The organism is Pseudodesulfovibrio cashew (assembly GCF_009762795.1).
Lineage (GTDB): Bacteria > Desulfobacterota > Desulfovibrionia > Desulfovibrionales > Desulfovibrionaceae > Pseudodesulfovibrio > Pseudodesulfovibrio cashew.
Genome location: NZ_CP046400.1, coordinates 1,467,050 through 1,485,225, shown reverse-complemented (window position 1 = coordinate 1,485,225; position 18,176 = coordinate 1,467,050). Strand labels below are relative to the sequence as shown.

At 60.9% G+C, this 18,176-nt stretch carries 12 protein-coding genes; 8 read left to right on the top strand and 4 right to left on the bottom strand.

The window, feature by feature from the left end; translation table 11 throughout:
- Positions 1-174 precede the first annotated feature (174 nt).
- The 8 genes from dsrM (at position 175) to GM415_RS06545 (ending at position 11,643) form a co-directional block, all read left to right on the top strand.
- Complete coding sequence (gene dsrM, locus GM415_RS06580) at positions 175-1,221, top strand: sulfate reduction electron transfer complex DsrMKJOP subunit DsrM (protein WP_158947025.1); 1,047 nt, start codon at positions 175-177, stop codon at positions 1,219-1,221.
- 43 nt (positions 1,222-1,264) lie between these two features.
- Positions 1,265-2,932, top strand: coding sequence for a sulfate reduction electron transfer complex DsrMKJOP subunit DsrK (gene dsrK, locus GM415_RS06575; protein ID WP_158947024.1), 1,668 nt, complete (start codon positions 1,265-1,267; stop codon positions 2,930-2,932).
- A complete protein-coding gene (dsrJ, locus tag GM415_RS06570) occupies positions 2,933-3,322 on the top strand; it encodes a sulfate reduction electron transfer complex DsrMKJOP subunit DsrJ (RefSeq protein WP_158947023.1) in 390 nt (129 codons plus the stop codon).
- Positions 3,322-4,095: a sulfate reduction electron transfer complex DsrMKJOP subunit DsrO gene (gene dsrO, locus GM415_RS06565; RefSeq protein WP_158947022.1), complete on the top strand. Its 774-nt coding sequence runs from the start codon at positions 3,322-3,324 to the stop codon at positions 4,093-4,095. The genes dsrJ and dsrO overlap by 1 nt, the downstream gene beginning before the upstream one ends.
- A gap of 11 nt (positions 4,096-4,106) precedes the next feature.
- Positions 4,107-5,327: a sulfate reduction electron transfer complex DsrMKJOP subunit DsrP gene (gene dsrP, locus GM415_RS06560; protein WP_158947021.1), complete on the top strand. Its 1,221-nt coding sequence runs from the start codon at positions 4,107-4,109 to the stop codon at positions 5,325-5,327.
- 395 nt (positions 5,328-5,722) lie between these two features.
- Positions 5,723-7,348 carry an FmdE family protein gene (locus tag GM415_RS06555; RefSeq protein ID WP_158947020.1) on the top strand — a complete coding sequence of 542 codons (1,626 nt, stop codon included), beginning with the start codon at positions 5,723-5,725 and terminating at the stop codon, positions 7,346-7,348.
- 527 nt (positions 7,349-7,875) lie between these two features.
- Positions 7,876-10,905 (top strand): formate dehydrogenase-N subunit alpha, encoded by a 3,030-nt coding sequence (gene fdnG / locus GM415_RS06550; RefSeq protein ID WP_158947019.1) that lies wholly within the window; start codon positions 7,876-7,878, stop codon positions 10,903-10,905.
- 12 nt (positions 10,906-10,917) lie between these two features.
- Positions 10,918-11,643, top strand: a complete 726-nt coding sequence (locus tag GM415_RS06545; protein ID WP_158947018.1) for a 4Fe-4S dicluster domain-containing protein — start codon at positions 10,918-10,920, stop codon at positions 11,641-11,643.
- A 180-nt stretch (positions 11,644-11,823) separates the two neighbouring features.
- On the opposite strand, the gene GM415_RS06540 is transcribed toward GM415_RS06545, so the two are convergent.
- The 4 genes from GM415_RS06540 to GM415_RS06525 all read right to left on the bottom strand — a co-directional run bounded on the left by GM415_RS06540 (position 11,824) and on the right by GM415_RS06525 (position 18,123).
- Complete coding sequence (locus GM415_RS06540) at positions 11,824-12,567, bottom strand: NAD-dependent deacylase (protein ID WP_158947017.1); 744 nt, start codon at positions 12,565-12,567, stop codon at positions 11,824-11,826.
- A gap of 110 nt (positions 12,568-12,677) precedes the next feature.
- Complete coding sequence (locus GM415_RS06535; RefSeq protein WP_158947016.1) at positions 12,678-14,480, bottom strand: methyl-accepting chemotaxis protein; 1,803 nt, start codon at positions 14,478-14,480, stop codon at positions 12,678-12,680.
- A gap of 131 nt (positions 14,481-14,611) precedes the next feature.
- Positions 14,612-15,277 (bottom strand): response regulator, encoded by a 666-nt coding sequence (locus GM415_RS06530; RefSeq protein WP_158947015.1) that lies wholly within the window; start codon positions 15,275-15,277, stop codon positions 14,612-14,614.
- Between the two features lie 2 nt (positions 15,278-15,279).
- Entirely contained in the window at positions 15,280-18,123 is a 2,844-nt protein-coding gene (locus GM415_RS06525; RefSeq protein WP_242012385.1) for a sensor histidine kinase, read from the bottom strand.
- Positions 18,124-18,176 lie beyond the last annotated feature (53 nt).

Sequence of the window (18,176 nt, the reverse complement as noted above, 5' to 3'; positions counted from 1 at the left end):
CTTAAGGGAGAGTCGGGCTTTTGAGCGGCCGGTCCAGGGGGCAACCGGGGACCGGAACCGCGCATCAAAATACGTCTTTTCATTCAGCACCAGACCGTCTAGGCACGGCCCGTTAGTGGCAGGCTTTCCGGCGTGAGACCCGGCAAGTCCAACCTTCAAGCGAGGTGACGGTAGATGAATGCTCTTTACTCACTTCTGTTCGTCTTTCTCCTGGTGTTGATCCCCTTGTTCGGGGTTGGCGCGGCGCATCTGAACTCCCTGTTCGGCGCCTCCATCCCGTACTTGGCGTTCTGCATCTTCCTTATCGGCTTTGTATACAAAGTCTTCACCTGGGCCCGGACCGACGTACCTTTCCGGATTCCCACAACCGGCGGTCAGTTCAAATCCTTTGATCCCGTCATGTTCAAGCAGAACAAGCTTGACTGTCCCCAGACCGGGGCGCAGACCTTCTTCCGTATGGTTCTCGAGGTCTTCGCATTCCGGTCCCTGTTCCGGAACACCGCCGTGTCTCTGCACGAGACCAAGGACGGTCCGGTGGTGGCCTACAAGTCCAGCAAATGGCTCTGGCTCTTCGCCATCACGTTCCACTACTCCTTTTTCATCATCGCCCTGCGCCACCTGCGCCTGTTCCTCGAACCCATCCCGTTCCTGCCTGTGGGAGCCCTGGAGTTCGTTGACGGCATTCTGCAGATCGGTGCGCCCACCCTGTACCTGACCGACGCCGGTCTGGTGCTCGGCGTGCTGCTCCTGCTCGGCCGCAGGCTGATCAACGCCCGGATCAACTACATCTCGTATGTATCGGACTTCTTCCCGCTGTTCCTGATCCTGGCCATCGCCCTGTCGGGCATCTACATGCGCTACTATGCCAAGGTCGACGTCATCGCGATCAAGGAGCTGACCATGGGTCTGGCGACGTTCCACTACGTCATCCCCGAGTCCATCAACGTCTCCTTCTTCGTCCACGTCTTCCTGGTCAGCTGCCTCATGGCGTACTTCCCGTTCTCCAAACTCATGCACCTGCCCGGCGTCTTCCTGTCGCCCACCAGGAACATGCCGAACGACACGCGCGCCAAGCACCACGTGAATCCCTGGAACGATCCGAAGATCAAGGCTCACGCCTATGCGGATTACGAAAAGGAATTCGGCGTCGTCATGGCCGAGGCAGGCCTGCCTCTGGATAACCCCGAGAACGGCAAGGCCCCTGAAGAGGCCGACGCCTAGGGGTCGCCCAAGGTGATACTTCTTTAATCAGGAGAGAAGAAATATGTCCGACATCCCAAAAGCTGATGAGCTTTTCAAAAGCATAGACTACGCTCCGCCGGCCACAGGCTGGATGGAGACCCCGGTGGACTTCTCACCGGGCAACTGGTGTTATCCCGCCAAGCCCGAAAAGATCGCGTACATGGAATCCAAGATGCCCGGTCTGTGGGGCGAGGCGCGTCAATGGGTTCCCGGCGAGGCTGACTGGCATCTGCCCGCCAACTGGAAGGAGACCGTGGTCAACGGTTTCCGCGAACGCCTCAAGAAGTTCCGCTCCCTGCAGCTGTTCATGGACATCTGCGTGCGTTGCGGTGCCTGCGCTGACAAGTGCCACTACTTCATCGGCTCCGGCGACCCCAAGAACATGCCCGTGCTCCGCGCCGAACTGATGCGTTCGGTCTACCGCGGCGAGTTCACCCTGGCCGGCAAGATCCTGTCCAAGCTGACGGGCTCCCGCGTCATGGAAGAAAACGTGCTCAAGGAGTGGTTCATCTACTTCTACCAGTGCACCCAGTGCCGCCGCTGCTCCCTGTTCTGCCCCTACGGCATCGACACCGCGGAAATGACCATGATGGCCCGCGAGCTGATGCACCTGGTCGGCCTGAACACCAACTGGATCATGGAGCCGGTCTCCAACTGTAACATCACAGGTAACCACCTCGGCATTCAGCCCCACGCCTTCAAGGACATCGTCGACTTCATGGTCGATGACATCGAAGAAGTCACCGGTCGCCGGGTCAAGGCCCCGCTCAACGAAAAGGGCCATGAGATCCTGTTCATCACCCCGTCCGGCGACGTCTTCGCCGATCCGGGCATCTACACCTTCATGGGCTACCTGCTGCTCTTCGATTACCTGGACCTGGACTACACCATGTCCACCTACGCCTCCGAGGGCGGCAACTTCGGTTCGTTCACCAACAACGAAGTCATGAAGAAGCTCAACGCCAAGATGTACGCCGAAGCCAACCGCCTCGGCTGTAAGTGGATTCTCGGCGGCGAGTGCGGCCACATGTGGCGCGTCGTCCACCAGTACATGGACACCATGAACGGCGACAATCAGGGTTCTCAGATGACGACCCCGAAGAGCCCGATCACCGGCACCGTGTTCGACACCGCTGCCGCAACCAAGATGCTGCACATCACCGAGTTCACCGCCGACCTGATCAAGAACGGCAAGCTCAATCTCGATCCCAGCCGCAACGACCACCTGCGCGTCACCTTCCACGACTCCTGCAACCCCGCTCGGGGCATGGGCCTGCTGGATGAGCCGCGCTACGTGATCAAGAACGTGTGCAACAACTTCTTCGAGATGCCGCCCCAGACCACCCGTGAGCAGACCTTCTGCTGCGCCGGCGGTTCCGGCCTGAACACCGACGAGATCATGGAAATCCGCCTGCGCGGCGGACTGCCCCGCGGCAATGCCCTCAGGTATGTCCGGGACAAGCACGGCGTCAACACCATGGCCTGCATCTGCGCCATCGACCGCGCCACCCTGATTCCCCTGGCAGACTACTGGGCCCCCGGCGTTACCATCACCGGTACCCACGAGCTCGTGGCCAATGCCCTGGTCCTGGAGGAAGGCGAGGTACGCAAGATGGACATGCGCCAGGAGTACCTGCCCGGCTTCGAGGACGAAGAAGACGATTGGACTCCCCCGAACATGGAGGCATAAATGAGAATGCACTACGGTTTCCCCATCATGGCCGGGCTGGTCATCTTCATAGGCCTGCTCTGCGCCCCGTTTGCGCTGGGCACCGCCGTGACCAAGGAGTACAAACAGCCCGAAGTCAAGCTGCCTGCCGGAGAAAAGGAATGTGTGGAGTCCACGCAGTTCATGCGTGAAAACCACATGCAGCTCCTCAACGAGTGGCGCGACTACGCACTGCGCGACGGCAAACGCACCTATGTCAACCACCAGGGCAAGGAGTTCACCATTTCCCTGCAGCGCACCTGCATGAAGTGCCACAACTCCAAGGCCGACTTCTGTGACAAATGTCATAACGACGCCGGCGTCACCCCCTACTGCTGGGATTGCCACATTCAGCCGGAGGGTTTGAAATAATGAAGAACAACAGAAGAACCTTCATCAAGCTCGCCGCCGTTGCTGCGGCCGGCCTCGCCGTCGCTCCCAAAGCGGCCGTGGCGAGTTCCGGCGGGCACTCGCCGGCCAAGGTGAACGCCAAGGCGGAACACGCCAAGCAGTGGGCCATGGTCGTTGACACTACCAAGCTGCACAGCGCGGAAGAGATCAACAAGCTGGCCGAAATCTGCCACAAGACGCATAACGTCCCGCACATCGAGGGCAAGAAGGAAGTGAAGTGGCTCTGGCATGACACCTACGCCCACACCTTCCCCGAGCAGGAGAACCCGCACCTCGCCGAGGAAGTGCACCACCGCGACTACATGTTGCTGTGCAACCACTGCGAGAACCCCTCCTGCGTGCGCGTCTGCCCCACCAAGGCGACGTTCAAGCGGGCCGACGGCATCGTGGCCATGGACTACCATCGCTGCATCGGCTGCCGGTACTGCATGGCGGCCTGCCCCTACGGCTCCCGCTCGTTCAACTGGGGCGAACCCCGCCACGGTCTGGACCTGAGCAAGCTCAACCCGGAGTTCCCCACCCGCATGCGCGGCGTGGTCGAGAAATGCAACTTCTGCGTCGAACGCCTGGCCGAGGGCAAGGACCCGGCCTGCGTGGAAGCGTCCGAAGGAGCCCTGGCCTTCGGTGATCTCTACGATCCCGAATCCCCGGTCCGCAAGGTGCTGCGCGAGCGGTTCACCATCCGCCGTAAACCCTCCGTGGGCACCGAGCCCTGCGTCTACTACATCATTTAGGAGGAATCAGAATGCTTGAATTAGCTCTCAAAGGTTCCAAGAGATATTACGCCTGGATCAGCTTCCTTGTGGTGCTGATCGCCATAGGCTCCACGGCCTGGATCGACCAGTTGATGAACGGCCTTCAGATCACCGGCATGAGCCGGGACGTCTCCTGGGGCTTCTACATCTCCCAGTTCACCTACCTGGTCGGTTTGGCGGCTTCCGGTGTCATGATCGTGCTGCCCAACTACTTCCACTCCTACAAGACCAACAAGCACATGGTCATCTTCGGTGAGTTCATGGCCATTGCCGCGTGCATAATGTGCCTGTTCTTCATCGTGGTCGACATTGGTCAGCCGCAACGCATGATGAACATGATCTTCCATCCCACTCCGAACTCCATTCTGTTCTGGGATATGATCGTGCTCAACGGCTACCTGTTCCTCAACCTGCTGGTGGGCTGGACCTGCCTCCAGGCTGACCGGGTGCGCCTGCCGCATCCGAAGTGGCTCAAGCCCTTCATCTACACGTCCGTTATCTGGGCCTTCTCCATCCATACCGTGACCGCGTTCCTGTATCAGGGTCTGCCCGGCCGCCACTACTGGCTCACCGCCATCCTGGCCGCCCGCTTCCTGGCGAGCGCATTCTGCTCCGGTCCCGCCATCCTCCTCCTGGTGATGATGGTCACGGAGAAGTTCACCACCTTCAAGATGCCCAAGAACGCTCTGAAGACCCTGGTCAAGATCATCGCGTATGCCATGTGCATCAACATGTTCTTCTTCGCCCTGGAGATCTTCACCTCGTTCTACTCGAACATCCCGGGTCACATGCACCCGATCCTGTACCTGTTCGAACACGCCAGCTCCGGCCTGGTGACCCTGATGTGGACCTTCATCGCTTTCGCGGCGATCTCCATCACCCTGCTGGTCACCCCGAAGTTCCGCAACAACCTGAAGCTGCTGCCCTGGACTCTGGTCATCCTGGTCATCGCTACCTGGATCGACAAGGGCCTCGGCCTGCTCATCGGCGGTTTCAACCCCACTCCCTTCGAAACCATCACGCCTTACTGGCCCACCGGCAAGGAACTGATGGTCTCCATGATGATCTACGCCACCGGCGCGCTTGTCGTGACGGTGCTCTTCAAGATCGCCACGGACGTCAAGGAAGAGATGGGTCATTCCCAGGTGCTGCCCTGCGGTTGTTCCACCGAGGACCACTGCGATTGCGCTCCTGCCGAAGAAGCCGAATAGGCCCCTGCGGAAGCCTCGATTCCGCGACCGCCACCTGGCCATGTAACGTCACCTCGCGCCAGGCCAAGGCAAATACGAAAGGCCCTGTTCCACCGGAACAGGGCCTTTTTTGCGGCCTGCAACATTGGCGATGAAAACCTGTCGCCATCCCTTTACCGCACCGCCGAAACGGAAAGGCACACCCAAAAGAGGTGATGCCCGCATCCTGCCGGGCAGAGGCCTCCTTTTTCGCATTTTGCACAATTCCCCGGCCGGTGCTATTCTCGACTCCGCCCAAACGCGCCCAACTTCGTGAAAAAAAGAACTTCCCGGGAATAATTGCCTCGGGCTTGACACCGTGTCATAGGATGGTCGCTTTTGACGCACCCAACCCTCATTTACAAGACGAGGTGACCATGAATATCGGCAACTACACCTTTGAGGAATTCAAACAGAAGGCCAAGGAATTCCACGGCTACCCCGCGCCCGGCCTGCTCATCGGCGGCTACATGGTGGAGGCGGCCAAGGCCCGCATCCCGGAAGGCACGCTGTTCGAAGCCCTGGTGGAGTCCGGCAAGTGTCTGCCCGACGCGGTCCAGCTCCTCACCCTCTGCTCCGCCGGCAACAACTGGATGAAGATCAAACTGCTCGGCCGCTATGCCGTATCGTTGTACGACAAGTACACGGGCGTGGGCGTGCGCGTGGCCATCGACCAGAAGAAGCTGGAGCAGTGGCCCGAGATCAGAGGCTGGTTCATGAAGGAAAAGCCCAAGGCCGAGCAGGATACCGAGAAACTTTTCGCCGAAATCGAGCAGGCCGGGGACACCATCTGCTCCATCAGGCCCATCACCGTGGACAAGAAATATCTCGGCCACGGCCACATGACCGCCATCGATGTCTGTCCCGTCTGCGGCGAGGCCTACCCCTCCAGCGACGGTTCCATCTGCCGCGGCTGCCAGGGTGAAGACCCGTACGTTGCCATGGAGGGAGTGGAGTGCCGCGACGACGCCCCTGTGATGCGCGCCGTTCCCGTTGAGGAGGCCGTGGGCAAGACCGTGGTCCACGACATGACCGGTATTGAGGCCGAGGAAAGCAAGGAGCCCGTAAGCCGCGCCGGAGACGTGCTCGGCATCGGCGACGTCTGCCGCCTCCAGCGCATCGGCAAATTCCATGTCTACGACGCCGAAAGCCTGCCTGGCGACGAATGGGTGCACGAGAACGAGGCGGTCAAGGCCTTTGCCAAGCGTATGGCCGGTGACGGCATCACCTATGACGATGACCCCAAGGAAGGCAAAATCAACTTCTTCGCCGAAAAGACCGGCCTGCTCTCCATCGATCTTGACGCCCTCTCTCGGTTCAATCTCTCCCCGGACGTCATGCTCGCAACCCGCCACGACGGATCCATCATCCCCGAGGGCAAGGGCGTGGCCGGAACAAGGGCCATCCCGCTCTATATCTCCCGCGACAAGTTCTCGCGGGCCATCACCGCCCTGGGAGAAGGGCCGATCCTGTCCATCCTGCCTCTGCGCAAGGCCAAGGTGGGCGTGCTGGTAACCGGCACCGAGGTCTTCCAGGGACTGATCGAGGACAAGTTCATCCCCATCGTCTCCTCCAAGGTCATCAAGCTGGGCAGCGAGGTGCACCGCACCGACATCGTGCCCGATGACCGCGAGACCATCACCAAGTCGGTCACGGCCATGCTCGACGCCGGGTGCGACCTGATCGTGACCACGGCGGGCATGTCCGTGGACCCGGACGACGTCACCCGCCCGGCCCTGGCCGACGCAGGCATGACCGACGCCCTCTATGGCGTGCCCATGCTCCCCGGCACCATGAGCCTGGTGGGCAAGATCCGCAACGCGCAAATCATCGGCGTCCCGGCCTGCGCCCTCTTCTACAAGACCACGGCCTTCGACATCCTCCTGCCCCGCCTCCTGGCCGGACAGACGCTGACCCGAAAGGATCTGGCCAATCTCGGCGAAGGCGGCTTCTGCATGACCTGCAAGACCTGCTCCTTCCCCAAGTGCCCCTTCGGCAAATAAAACGATTAGTTATCGACAGAAAGGCCCCGGCCCGCGTACGCGGCCGGGGCCTTTTTTGTGCCCATGAGACGGACCCTGACCTGCATTGGTGTCAAACCGCAACAAAGAAATCCGCCTATGCCCTATTGAGCATAGAACATCGCCATTCAAATCAGCGTGTTGAAAATTAAATTGCCCTTTGCCCCTGTGTAAGAGCTGAGAGAAGACCCTTTGCGTTGCCCGCAAAGCCACAGACGCTCATAACGGCTATAGGTAAAAAAGGGAGAGGAACGTTAATGCGCAATGCAAAACACAAAAAATTTGCTGCACGGGGTGTCGCGGCCATGCCCTTCGACGGGCTGGGCTTCGCTCTGGACGCTGTGCGGACAGTGGCGAAGTCCATGGCCGCCACGTACGTTCGAGCCGGACGTACGTGGGCCAGGACTCCCAGCTGGGACAGCGTAGTGCAGCCGAGCGGTTATGCCCTGCTCGTGGCGTTGGGCCGCGAGATTCGCGGGCGCTGAACCGCATCAACAACAGGAGGTCGAATGCATACCAACCGAAGGAACTTCCTCAAGCTCTCCGCCACCGCCGCTGTTGCGACGGCGTTTGGCGGTCTCGGGCTCGGCTGTACGCCCAAGTCGAAGATGATCGACAGGGCTGCCGCGCTGACCCCGAAATGGAGCAAGCAGACCACGTCCGTGTGCTGCTACTGTGCCGTGGGTTGCGGTCTCATCGTCAACACGGCCCTCAAGGACAACAAGGCGATCAACGTCGAGGGCGACCCGGATCACCCGATCAACGAAGGCGCGCTGTGCGCCAAGGGCGCATCCATCTGGCAGCTGGCCGACAACGACCGGCGCCCGGACACGGTGCTCTACCGCGCCCCCTACTCCACCGAATTCAAGAAGGTCTCCATGTCCTGGGCGCTCGAAAAGATCGCCCGCAGGGTCAAGGAAACCCGCGACGCCGAGTTCACCTACAAGAACAAGAAAGGACAAGTGGTCAACCGCTGCGACAACATCGCGTCGCTCGGTTCCGCCGCTCTCGACAACGAGGAGTGCTGGGCCTACCAGACAATGCTCCGCAGCCTCGGCCTGGTGTACATAGAGCACCAGGCGCGTATCTGACACAGCGCGACTGTTGCGGCTCTGGCAGAGTCGTTCGGACGCGGCGCGATGACCAATCACTGGATCGACATCCAGAACAGTGATTGCATTCTGATAATGGGCAGCAACGCTGCCGAAAACCATCCCATCTCCTTCAAGTGGGTGACCAAGGCGCAGGAAAAGGGCGCGACCCTGATCCACGTCGACCCCCGTTTCACCAGGACTTCGGCCAAGGCCGACATGTATGCGGGCCTCCGTTCCGGCTCGGATATCGCGGTCCTCGGCGGCATGATCAAGTACATTCTCGACAACGACCTGATCTTCAGGGACTACGTGGTCGACTACACCAACGCCTCCTTCATCATCGGCGACAACTACTCCTTCACCGACGGCATCTTCGCCGGGTACAACCCCAAGACCAAGTCCTACGACAAGTCCAAGTGGGCTTTCGCCATGGACGCCGAGGGCAACCCGAAGAAGGACCCGACCCTCAAGGATCCCAAGTGCGTCTACCAGATGCTCAAGAAGCACTACGCGCGCTACGACCTTGACAAGGTCTCCTCGATCTCCGGCATGAGCAAGGACGAACTCGTCGCCCTGTACGAGACCTATGCCGCCACAGGCAAGGCCGACAAGGCAGGCACCATCATGTACGCCATGGGCTGGACCCAGCACACCGTGGGCGTGCAGAACATCCGCTCCATGGCCATGATCCAGTTGCTGCTCGGCAACATCGGCGTGGCTGGCGGCGGCGTCAACGCCCTGCGCGGCGAATCCAACGTCCAGGGCTCCACCGACCACTGCCTGCTCTACCACATCCTGCCCGGCTACCTGAAGACGCCCAAGGCGTCCCAGCCGACCCTGGCGGACTACGACAAGGCCTACACCCCGGTCTCCCACGACCCGAAGTCGGCCAACTGGTGGGGCAACTATCCCAAATACTCGGCGTCCCTGATCAAGTCCATGTGGATGGACGACGACCCGGCGACCGCCTACAACTACCTGCCCAGGCTCGACTCCGCTTCCGCGGCCGAATACTCCTGGCTGACCCTGTTCGACAAGATGGACGCGGGCCAGTTCAAGGGCCTCTTCGCCTGGGGCATGAACCCGGCCTGTTCCGGGGCCAACGCCAACAAGAACAGGCGTGCCCTGTCAAAGCTGGACTGGCTGGTAAACGTCAACATCTTCCCCAACGAGACCGGTTGGTTCTGGGAAGGTCCCGACATGGACCCGAAGAAGATCAAGACCGAAGTCTTCTTCCTCCCCTGCGCGGTCTCCATTGAGAAGGAAGGTTCCATCACCAACTCCGGCCGCTGGATGCAGTGGCGCTACAAGGGCCCCGACGCGCCCGCAGGGCAGATGCCCGACGGCGACATGATGTACGAGCTGATGAAGGAGATTCAGCACCTGTACGAGAAGGAAGGCGGCGCCTACCCCGAACCGATCACCCGGCTGACCTGGGACAACATCGCCACCAACGGCGTGTTCGACGCCCACAAGACCGCCAAGCTGATCAACGGCTACTTCACCAGGGACGTGACCATCAAGGGCAAGTCCTACAAGAAGGGCCAGCAGGTCCCGAGCTTCGCCTTCCTGCAGGCCGACGGCTCCACCTGCTCGGGTAACTGGCTGTACTGCAACTCCTACACGGACAAGGGCAACATGGCAGCACGCCGCAGCCTGGCCCAGACTCCCGAACAGGCGAAGATCGGCCTCTTCCCGAACTTCTCCTGGTGTTGGCCCGTCAACCGCCGCATCCTGTACAACAGGGCCTCGGTTGACCTCCAGGGCAAGCCCTGGAACCCGGAAAAGCCGGTCATCGAGTGGACCGGTCCCGAGACCAAGTGGAAGGGCGACGTGCCTGACGGAGGTTGGGCTCCGGGCACCAAATATGCCTTCATCATGCGCAAGCACGGCTTCGGCCAGCTCTTCGGCCCCGGCCGGGCTGACGGTCCGCTGCCCGAATACTACGAGCCGCTGGAATGCCCGGTGAAGTCGCATCCCTTCTCCTCAACCCTGCATAACCCCACCGCCCTCTCCTACGAGGACGAGACCAAGGCGGTGTGCGATCCCAAGTTCCCGTTCATCGGCACCACCTACCGTGTCACCGAGCACTGGCAGACCGGTCTGATGACCCGCAACTGCGACTGGCTGACCGAAGCGGAGCCCCAGGTCTTCGTTGAAATGAGCCCGGAACTTGCGGAACTCAGAGGGATCGAAAACGGTGAAAAGGTAACGGTCGAATCGGTGCGCGGCTCCATCTGGGCCAAGGCCATCGTGACCAAGCGCCTGAAGCCGTTCACCATCAAGGGCACCACCATTCATCAGGTCGGCCTGCCCTGGCACTTCGGCTGGACATGGCCCAAGGACGGCGGCGACTCCGCCAACATCCTGACCCCGTCCGTCGGTGACCCGAACACCGGCATCCCTGAAACCAAGGCCTTCATGGTCAACGTCCGCAAGGCGTAAAGGAGGAATGACATGAGTAAGACATTCTTCATCGACCTGACCAAGTGTACGGCCTGCCGTGGTTGCCAGGTTGCCTGCAAGCAATGGAAGAAACTCCCCGCCGAGAAGACCGAGAATACGGGTTCCCATCAGAATCCTCCGGACCTCTCCGGCGTCACCCTGAAACTGGTCCGCTTCAACGAACTGGAGGTGGACGGCAAGCTCCAGTGGCTGTTCTTCCCGGAACAATGCCGCCATTGCGTGGAGCCGCCGTGCATGGACTCCATGACCGTGCCCGGCGCCATCGTCCATGACGAGGAGACCGGAGCCGTGGTCTACACCGAGTTGACCGCAAAGGAACCCGACAAGGACGCCTACCGTTTCGGTTGCCCCTACGAGATTCCCCGCGTCAACGAGGAGACCGGCCAGATCGTGAAGTGCGACATGTGCATCGACCGCGTCAAGGTGGGCATGCTGCCCGCCTGCGTGCAGACCTGTCCCACCGGGGCCATGAACTTCGGCGAACGCGAGGACATGCTCACCCTGGCCGAGGAGCGTCTGGCCCAGGCCCAGGAGAAGTTCCCGGACGCGGAACTGGTCGATCCCGACGAAGTCAGGGTCATCTACCTGGTGCAGACGGATCCCGACAGCTACTATGAGATGCTGTCCGCGGACGCCTCCTCCATCAAGAAGGGCCCCATGACCAGGAAGCAGTTCCTGGCTAGGCTCGGTCGTCCGGTCAAGCGCATGGCCGGCTAGGACGAACAACCAACCTCCCGGGGCGGATCATCAGATCCGTCCCGGGTTTCTCCTATGGGATTTCCGAAAAACAGATAGAACACCTCCGTAACCGAGCGCTTGGATCAGGTGAAGGTACGGGGTTAGAGAGCCTCGGCTATTGCTATTACGCCGGGGCTCATTCCTTTTTGCGGGGTCGGGTCAACCCAGGGTCGCGGCCACCAGTTCCGGCAGTCGGGTGCCCGCCTTGCCCTGGAGATAGTAATCCGAGACGGTGTACGAATAGCTGGTGTCGTGGAGGTTGATCTCAATGAGGACGCCGCCCCGGTTCTTGACGATGTAGGGGATGCGTCCGGCAGGCACCACCGTGCCCCCGGTGCCCACGATCAGGCAGACCTCGGCCCGCCCGGCAAGGTCGGTCGCGGCCCGGTGCACGTCGGTGGGGATGCCCTCGCCGAAGAAGACGAAGTCCGGCTTGAGCAGGCCGCCGCAGACCGGACACGGTGGCGGCAGCTTTTCAAGGGAAATATTTGAAGCGTCGAAAAACTCCCGGCATTTCATGCACTGCATGCGCCGGGTGGAGCCGTGGTATTCGTGGACCACCAGGCTGCCTGCCTCCTGATGCAGCCCGTCGATGTTCTGGGTCACGATGCCATCCAGCATGCCCGCGCGCTCCAGTTCGGCCAGCGCGTAGTGGGCTGGATTGGGCTTGGCGTGGACCAGGCGGCTGTAGAAGATCTCCTTCAGCAGCGGCCAGACCTCTTCCGGGTTCCGCCGGAAGTAGGCCTTCTCGAACTTGGCGGGGTCATACTTGGCCCAGACCCCACCGGGCCCCCGGAACGGGGGGACTCCCGACTCAACGGAAATACCGGCTCCGGTGAACGCCAGGGTGCAGCGGGACTCCCGCAGGACGCGGGCCGCGTTGGCGAGGGCATGGTTTGACATGGGGCAAGCCTAGCACCTTCGCCCGAAATGTAAAGGCGCTGAGCGGAAATGAAACAGGGCTCCGACCTGATAAGCCGGAGCCCTGGAATAGGCGAATCTTGAACGGCCCGCTATTCGTTCATCTCGTTGATGAGCAGCCTCAGCTCATTGGAGAGGCGTGCGAGTTCGGTAATGGCCTCGGCGGACTGGTTCATGCCCTCGGCCGTTTCAGAGGCGATCAGGTTGATGTCCTCCACGGCGCGGTTGATCTCTTCCGAGGCGGCTGACTGCTCCTCCGCGGCGGTGGCGATGGACTGCACCTGCCCCGAAGTCGCGTCGGCGAAATGGACGATCTGTCCAAGGGACTCCCCGGACTGGTTGGCCATCTCCGTGGCCCTGTCCACGGCCTCGGCCGCGGTATCCACGCTTCGGATGTTGGCTTCCGCACCATCCTGAATGCTCTGGATGGCGTTGCCCACCTCCTTGGTGGCGTCCATGGTCTTTTCAGCCAACTTGCGCACCTCGTCGGCGACAACCGCAAAGCCGCGACCGGCCTCACCTGCCCGAGCCGCCTCAATGGCCGCGTTGAGCGCGAGGAGGTTGGTCTGGTCCGCGATGTCCTCGATGACGTTCATGATCTGGCCGATGTCCGTTGCCTGCCCGCCAAGCGAGGCCATGGAGGACTTCAGCGTGGTGGTCAGCTCGTGCACTTCCTCGATGGCGAAGATCGCGTTCTTGACCACGTCCGCGCCCTGCTGGGCCTGCTCCTTGGCATTTTGGGCCGAGTCGGCGGAGTTGGCGGAGTTCCTGGCCACCTCCAGAACAGTGGCGTTCATCTCTTCCATGGCCGTGGCGGTCTGGGCGGTGCGCTCGCGTTGTATCTCCGCGCCGCTGCTGACCTGGTCGGCCTGGGCGGAAAGCTCGTCCGCGGCGCTGGTCACCTGCTCAGCGATAAGCGAAGCGTCCCCTGCAATGCGCTGCATCTTGGAAAGAAGCTCGTTGGTCCGGGCCTCCTGCTGCTTGGCCTCGTTCATGGCCACCTCGGCCTCGCCCTTGGCCGCTTCGGCCTCCTCCTGTTTCTGGGAGGCTTCAAGCATCTTGGCCTTGAGGTTGTCCACCATGGTGGAGATGGCGTCTCGAACTACTCCAAGCTCCGCTCCGAAGGCTCCTCCCGGGTGGGCATCAAGATCGCCGGACGCCACATCACGGGCGAAGTCGCGGATACGGAACAGCGGGGTAACGATGACCCGCTTGACCATGAACCATGAGGCAATACCCACGAGTAACAGAATGACGGCGGTCTCCACCGCAGTGTAGATGCCTGATTTCAGACTCTTGGCCTTGGCGGTTTCCAGGGATGAAATAATCTCGAAAGCGCCGTGAATCTCACCCTCGCGCCATCCTTCCTTGATGCCGCCGAGCGGGTCCTTGCCGCCCTTGGGATCGCCGTGGCAGTAGAGGCACTCCTTGGTCAGCCGGATGGGGCGAAAATAGCGAATCTGATCTTCCTCGGCCACGACCAGTTCTTCCAGCTTCTCCTCTTTCAACCGCTTGAGTACGGAAAGTTCCAGTTCGGTCGGCTCGTTCTTCGGATTGCGCGGAGAGACTTTGGGAACCCTGAAGGCGTAATCCAGAGCCTTGGCGTTGCGTTGGGCCATGTTGATGGCGGTGATGATGGGAACGGCCTGAAGAAGTTGTTCCCTGGACTTGATCTCGTCAAAGGGGCGCATGACGCCAGCGGCCAGTTTAGCGGACATCTCCTCGCGAGCCGCCTCGGCCATGAGGATGACGGCCCTGCCCTGGTGCAGGATATCTTCATGCCCGGCTTCCCTGATCTGCATCACCTGCTGAACCGCAAGCACACAGGCAACGAAGATGGGGCCGAGAATGACCAGGGCGAGAACTTTCCACTTCAAACTGACGTCTTTGAACATGCCTTACCTCTCAGGATTCCGAAGGCTCGGGGCTTCCGGCTGAAATCGATCTAAAGCACACAATGGCAACTATTTTCCCCAATTGCAACACATTCTGCCGGGTCCGATCCGCCGAACCGAAGGCGGCAAGGTCAGATGGCCCACGTATCAAGGTCGATAAGCCCCAGCCGGGCCGAATAGCGAATGAGTTCCACCGTGGAGTGCAGGCCAAGCTTCTTCATCAGGTTGGTTCGGTGGTTTTCCACGGTTTTCGGCGAGATGAAAAGCTGGGCCGCCACCTCCTTGGAGGTCAGTCCTTCGGCAAGCATGCGCATGACTTCCTGCTCACGGGGGGTGAGCGTGGAGTAGGGGTCCTTCCGTGATTCGCCGGCGTCGTCCTTGGCCTGAAGGAGCTTGAAGACCACCTCTTGGGAAAGGGCGCTGTCCAGAAACATTTCGCCCCTGGCCACGGTATCCAGCCCCTTGATCAGGTTTTCGGCGGCGGACTCCTTGATCATATAGCCGGTGGCCCCGGCACGAAACGCCTCCACGATGTAGTCGGCCTCGGAATGCATGGAAATGATGATGAACCGGGTCTCGGGAAGGAATTGCCTGAGATCACGGATGACCTGGATGCCGTTCTTACCGGGCATGGAAATGTCCACCAGCATGATGTCCGGCCTGAGTTCCCTGGCCAGGGCCACGCCATCCTTGCCGTTGCCGGCCTCCGCCACGACCGAATAGTTCCGGTTGCGATTGACGATGGTCTTCAGCCCTTCCCGGAACAGCGGGTGGTCGTCGACAATCATGAGTTCCATATTCATCGCCTCCTGGCAGCGGTCAACGGTATTTTCAAGATGATCCTTGTGCCGGCTCCCAGCCGGGAGCGGATTTCCATGGCCCCGCCGATGAGGCGCGCACGTTCTTCCATGCTGGTCAACCCCATGCGCCGTTCCGCCACGATCTCGGCCCTGCGCCTGTTGAGCTCGAAGCCCCGGCCGTCGTCCGAGACCCGGACCAGGAGATCGGGATGGCTTTTGACCAGCCGGACCGTGGCGCCGGTGGCCCCGGCGTGCCTGACCACGTTGGTCAACGCCTCCTGAATCATTCGATAGATATTGATTTCAGTATCAAAATCCAACGATACATTTTCAATGCCCACGGCGGAAAAGTCAATGTTCAAACCGGAGCGTTCCGCAGTATCCGAGCAGAGTTGCTCCAGAGTGCGGGTCAACCCGAGCTGATCCAGGGCCGGAGGCCGAAGGCCATAGGCGATATCACGGACCTCGGCGATGGTCCGGCGTACGACACCTGCCACGGCCTTGCCCCTGGCCAGTATCTCCGGATCGATGATGGTGTAGCCGTCGAACAGGGTCTCCATGCTGAGCACGGTGGACGAGAGGTCCTGGGCAACCTTGTCGTGGAGATCGCAGGAGATGCGCTGACGTTCGTCCTCCTGAATGCGGATAAGCTGCTGGGTAAGGGAAAGAATGTGAGCCTGGGCCTTTTCCCGCTCCTGAATCTCCCGCGTCAGCTTGGCGTTGCTTTCGGAGAGCTCGGCTGTGCGCTGGCGGACCCGCTTCTCCATCTCGGCGTGGGCGACCCGAAGCTCTTCCTCAAGCCGTTTGTGCGGGGTGATATCGGACAGCATCTTCAGCCTCGCCTCTTCGCCGCCCCACATGATCGATTTGACGTTGAGGGTGACCCAGCGGAAGGCCCCCTGTCCGGTGACGATCCGCAGGACCGCGACGCCCTCCTTTTCCCTGCCGGAGTCCAGGTCGGAAAAACGCTTCCGGGCCAGCTCCCGGTCCTCCGGGTGAACCCTGTCCAATGGGCTGACCGATTTCAGTTCCTCACCGGAATAGCCCAGAATCCGGCCCATGGCCTCATTGACGAAAACCGTCTCGGCGCCTTTGACCACGGCCACGCCTTCCCGCGTGTTCTCCACCACCACCCGATAGCGCTCCTCGGATTCCATGAGCGCCTGCTCGGCCCGCTTGCGCGGCGTGACGTCGATGAGTGAGACGATGACTCTGGAAAGGGAATCCTCATACTCGGGCGGCACCAGGAAGTGGACCACGACCCAGATGATGTCGCCTTCCAGCGTGCGGTGCGTGATCTCTCCGCAATACTCGCACCCCCCGGACGCCAGAAGAATCATCTCCTCGGTGAAGGCGGCCATGGAACTCTCGGTCAGAACCTTGTCCAGGTTGCCAAGCAGGTCCTCCTTGGACTTGGCCCGGAGCAACTCCAGGGTGGCCTTGTTCACCCCCACCACGTCCACCAGCGTGGCGCAATGAGCCAATTTGTCCGGGTTGTCGTAAAAGAACTGCCGGAAATCCTGCACACCCTCGGTCTTGAGCTGGTCAAAATACGCCTTGAGCCGAGTCAGGTCCTCCTCCCAGAGGGAAATGGGCGAGTCCTCGAACAGAGTGCGGAAGCGGGTCTCGCTCTCCAGCAGCGCATCCTCCGCCTGCTTTCGTTCCGTGATATCGCGGGTCATCCCCAGATAGCCCAGTGGATTCCCTTTTTCGTCAAAGGTCCGACGAACAACCGATTCGGCCCAGATGCTGGTACCGTCTTTGCGCAGATGCTCGTAGACTTCACGATTGAGGGAGTAACGCCCCTCCTTCTCGTCCTGCATGCGCGCCTGGCTGATGGCCTCCATCCGTTTGCGGGATTCCGGGGTAAACAACTCCCTGTGATCCAGTTGAAGCAGCTCTTCCAGCGGGTACCCCCACAGGAACTCCGCCGACGGAGTGGCGTAGGTGAAACGGCGCGCGTCGTCCTGGGTCCAGACAACGTCGGAAATGTTCTCCACCAGCAGCCGGTACTTCTGCTCATTGGCCTTGAGCGCCTCTTCCGCCAGCTTGGTCTGGGTGGCGTCGGTCATGATCCCTTCGACGGCAACGGGTTTTCCGCAGCAGTCCCGGACCAGGGTGAACCGGAGACTGAGCCACCGGAGCGTACCGTTCTTGTTCACGATCGGCATTACGTGCTCGGGATCGGTCCGGCCGGACAGAAGCTCCTCCCAACGTTCGTCCATCACCTTGCGCCACTCTTCGGGGACCATGTTCCGGAGGGGGCGGACCACGCCGTAGAACTCCTGAGGCGTATACCCGGTCATGCAGGTCACTCCGGGGCTGATGTAGTCATAAGTCCCGGTCTCCAGATTCAGACGGAACAGACAGTCGCGGGTATTCTCGGAGAGAAAGTGCAGATGGCGCTCTGTCATAGACAGGGCGCTGCGGACAAGCCCGGAGTCGGAGGCCTCCCGCATGACCGAAATGACGTGAGTGACCCTGCCCTGGGAATCCAGAACCGGATCGAACCGACTCCAGACCACGCACTGGCGGCCGCTCTTGGTCCGTATGGCGTGTTCGCCCTCCCAACTCTCCCCGGCCCGAATGGCCGGAAGGACTTCCTCGGCGTACAGGGCAATAGTCTCATCGGGAAGGACCTTCTCCGCCGAGAGCGTGTCGACTTCCAGCCGGGTGTACCCGTAATGGGAAAGAAAGGCGTTGTTGGCGTAGATGGGCTTGAGGTCCGGCCCGCGAATGGCCATGGCCACTCCCGAGACCTCCATGACCTTCCGGAACAGGTCCGGGGTCAAATCCATTGCCGTCGGGCCGGCATCAATGGGGGCTTCATCGGTGTGCTTCACGGTATCGCATCCGGGCTTCCGGTTTCAAATTTCGCATAGGTACATTAAATATA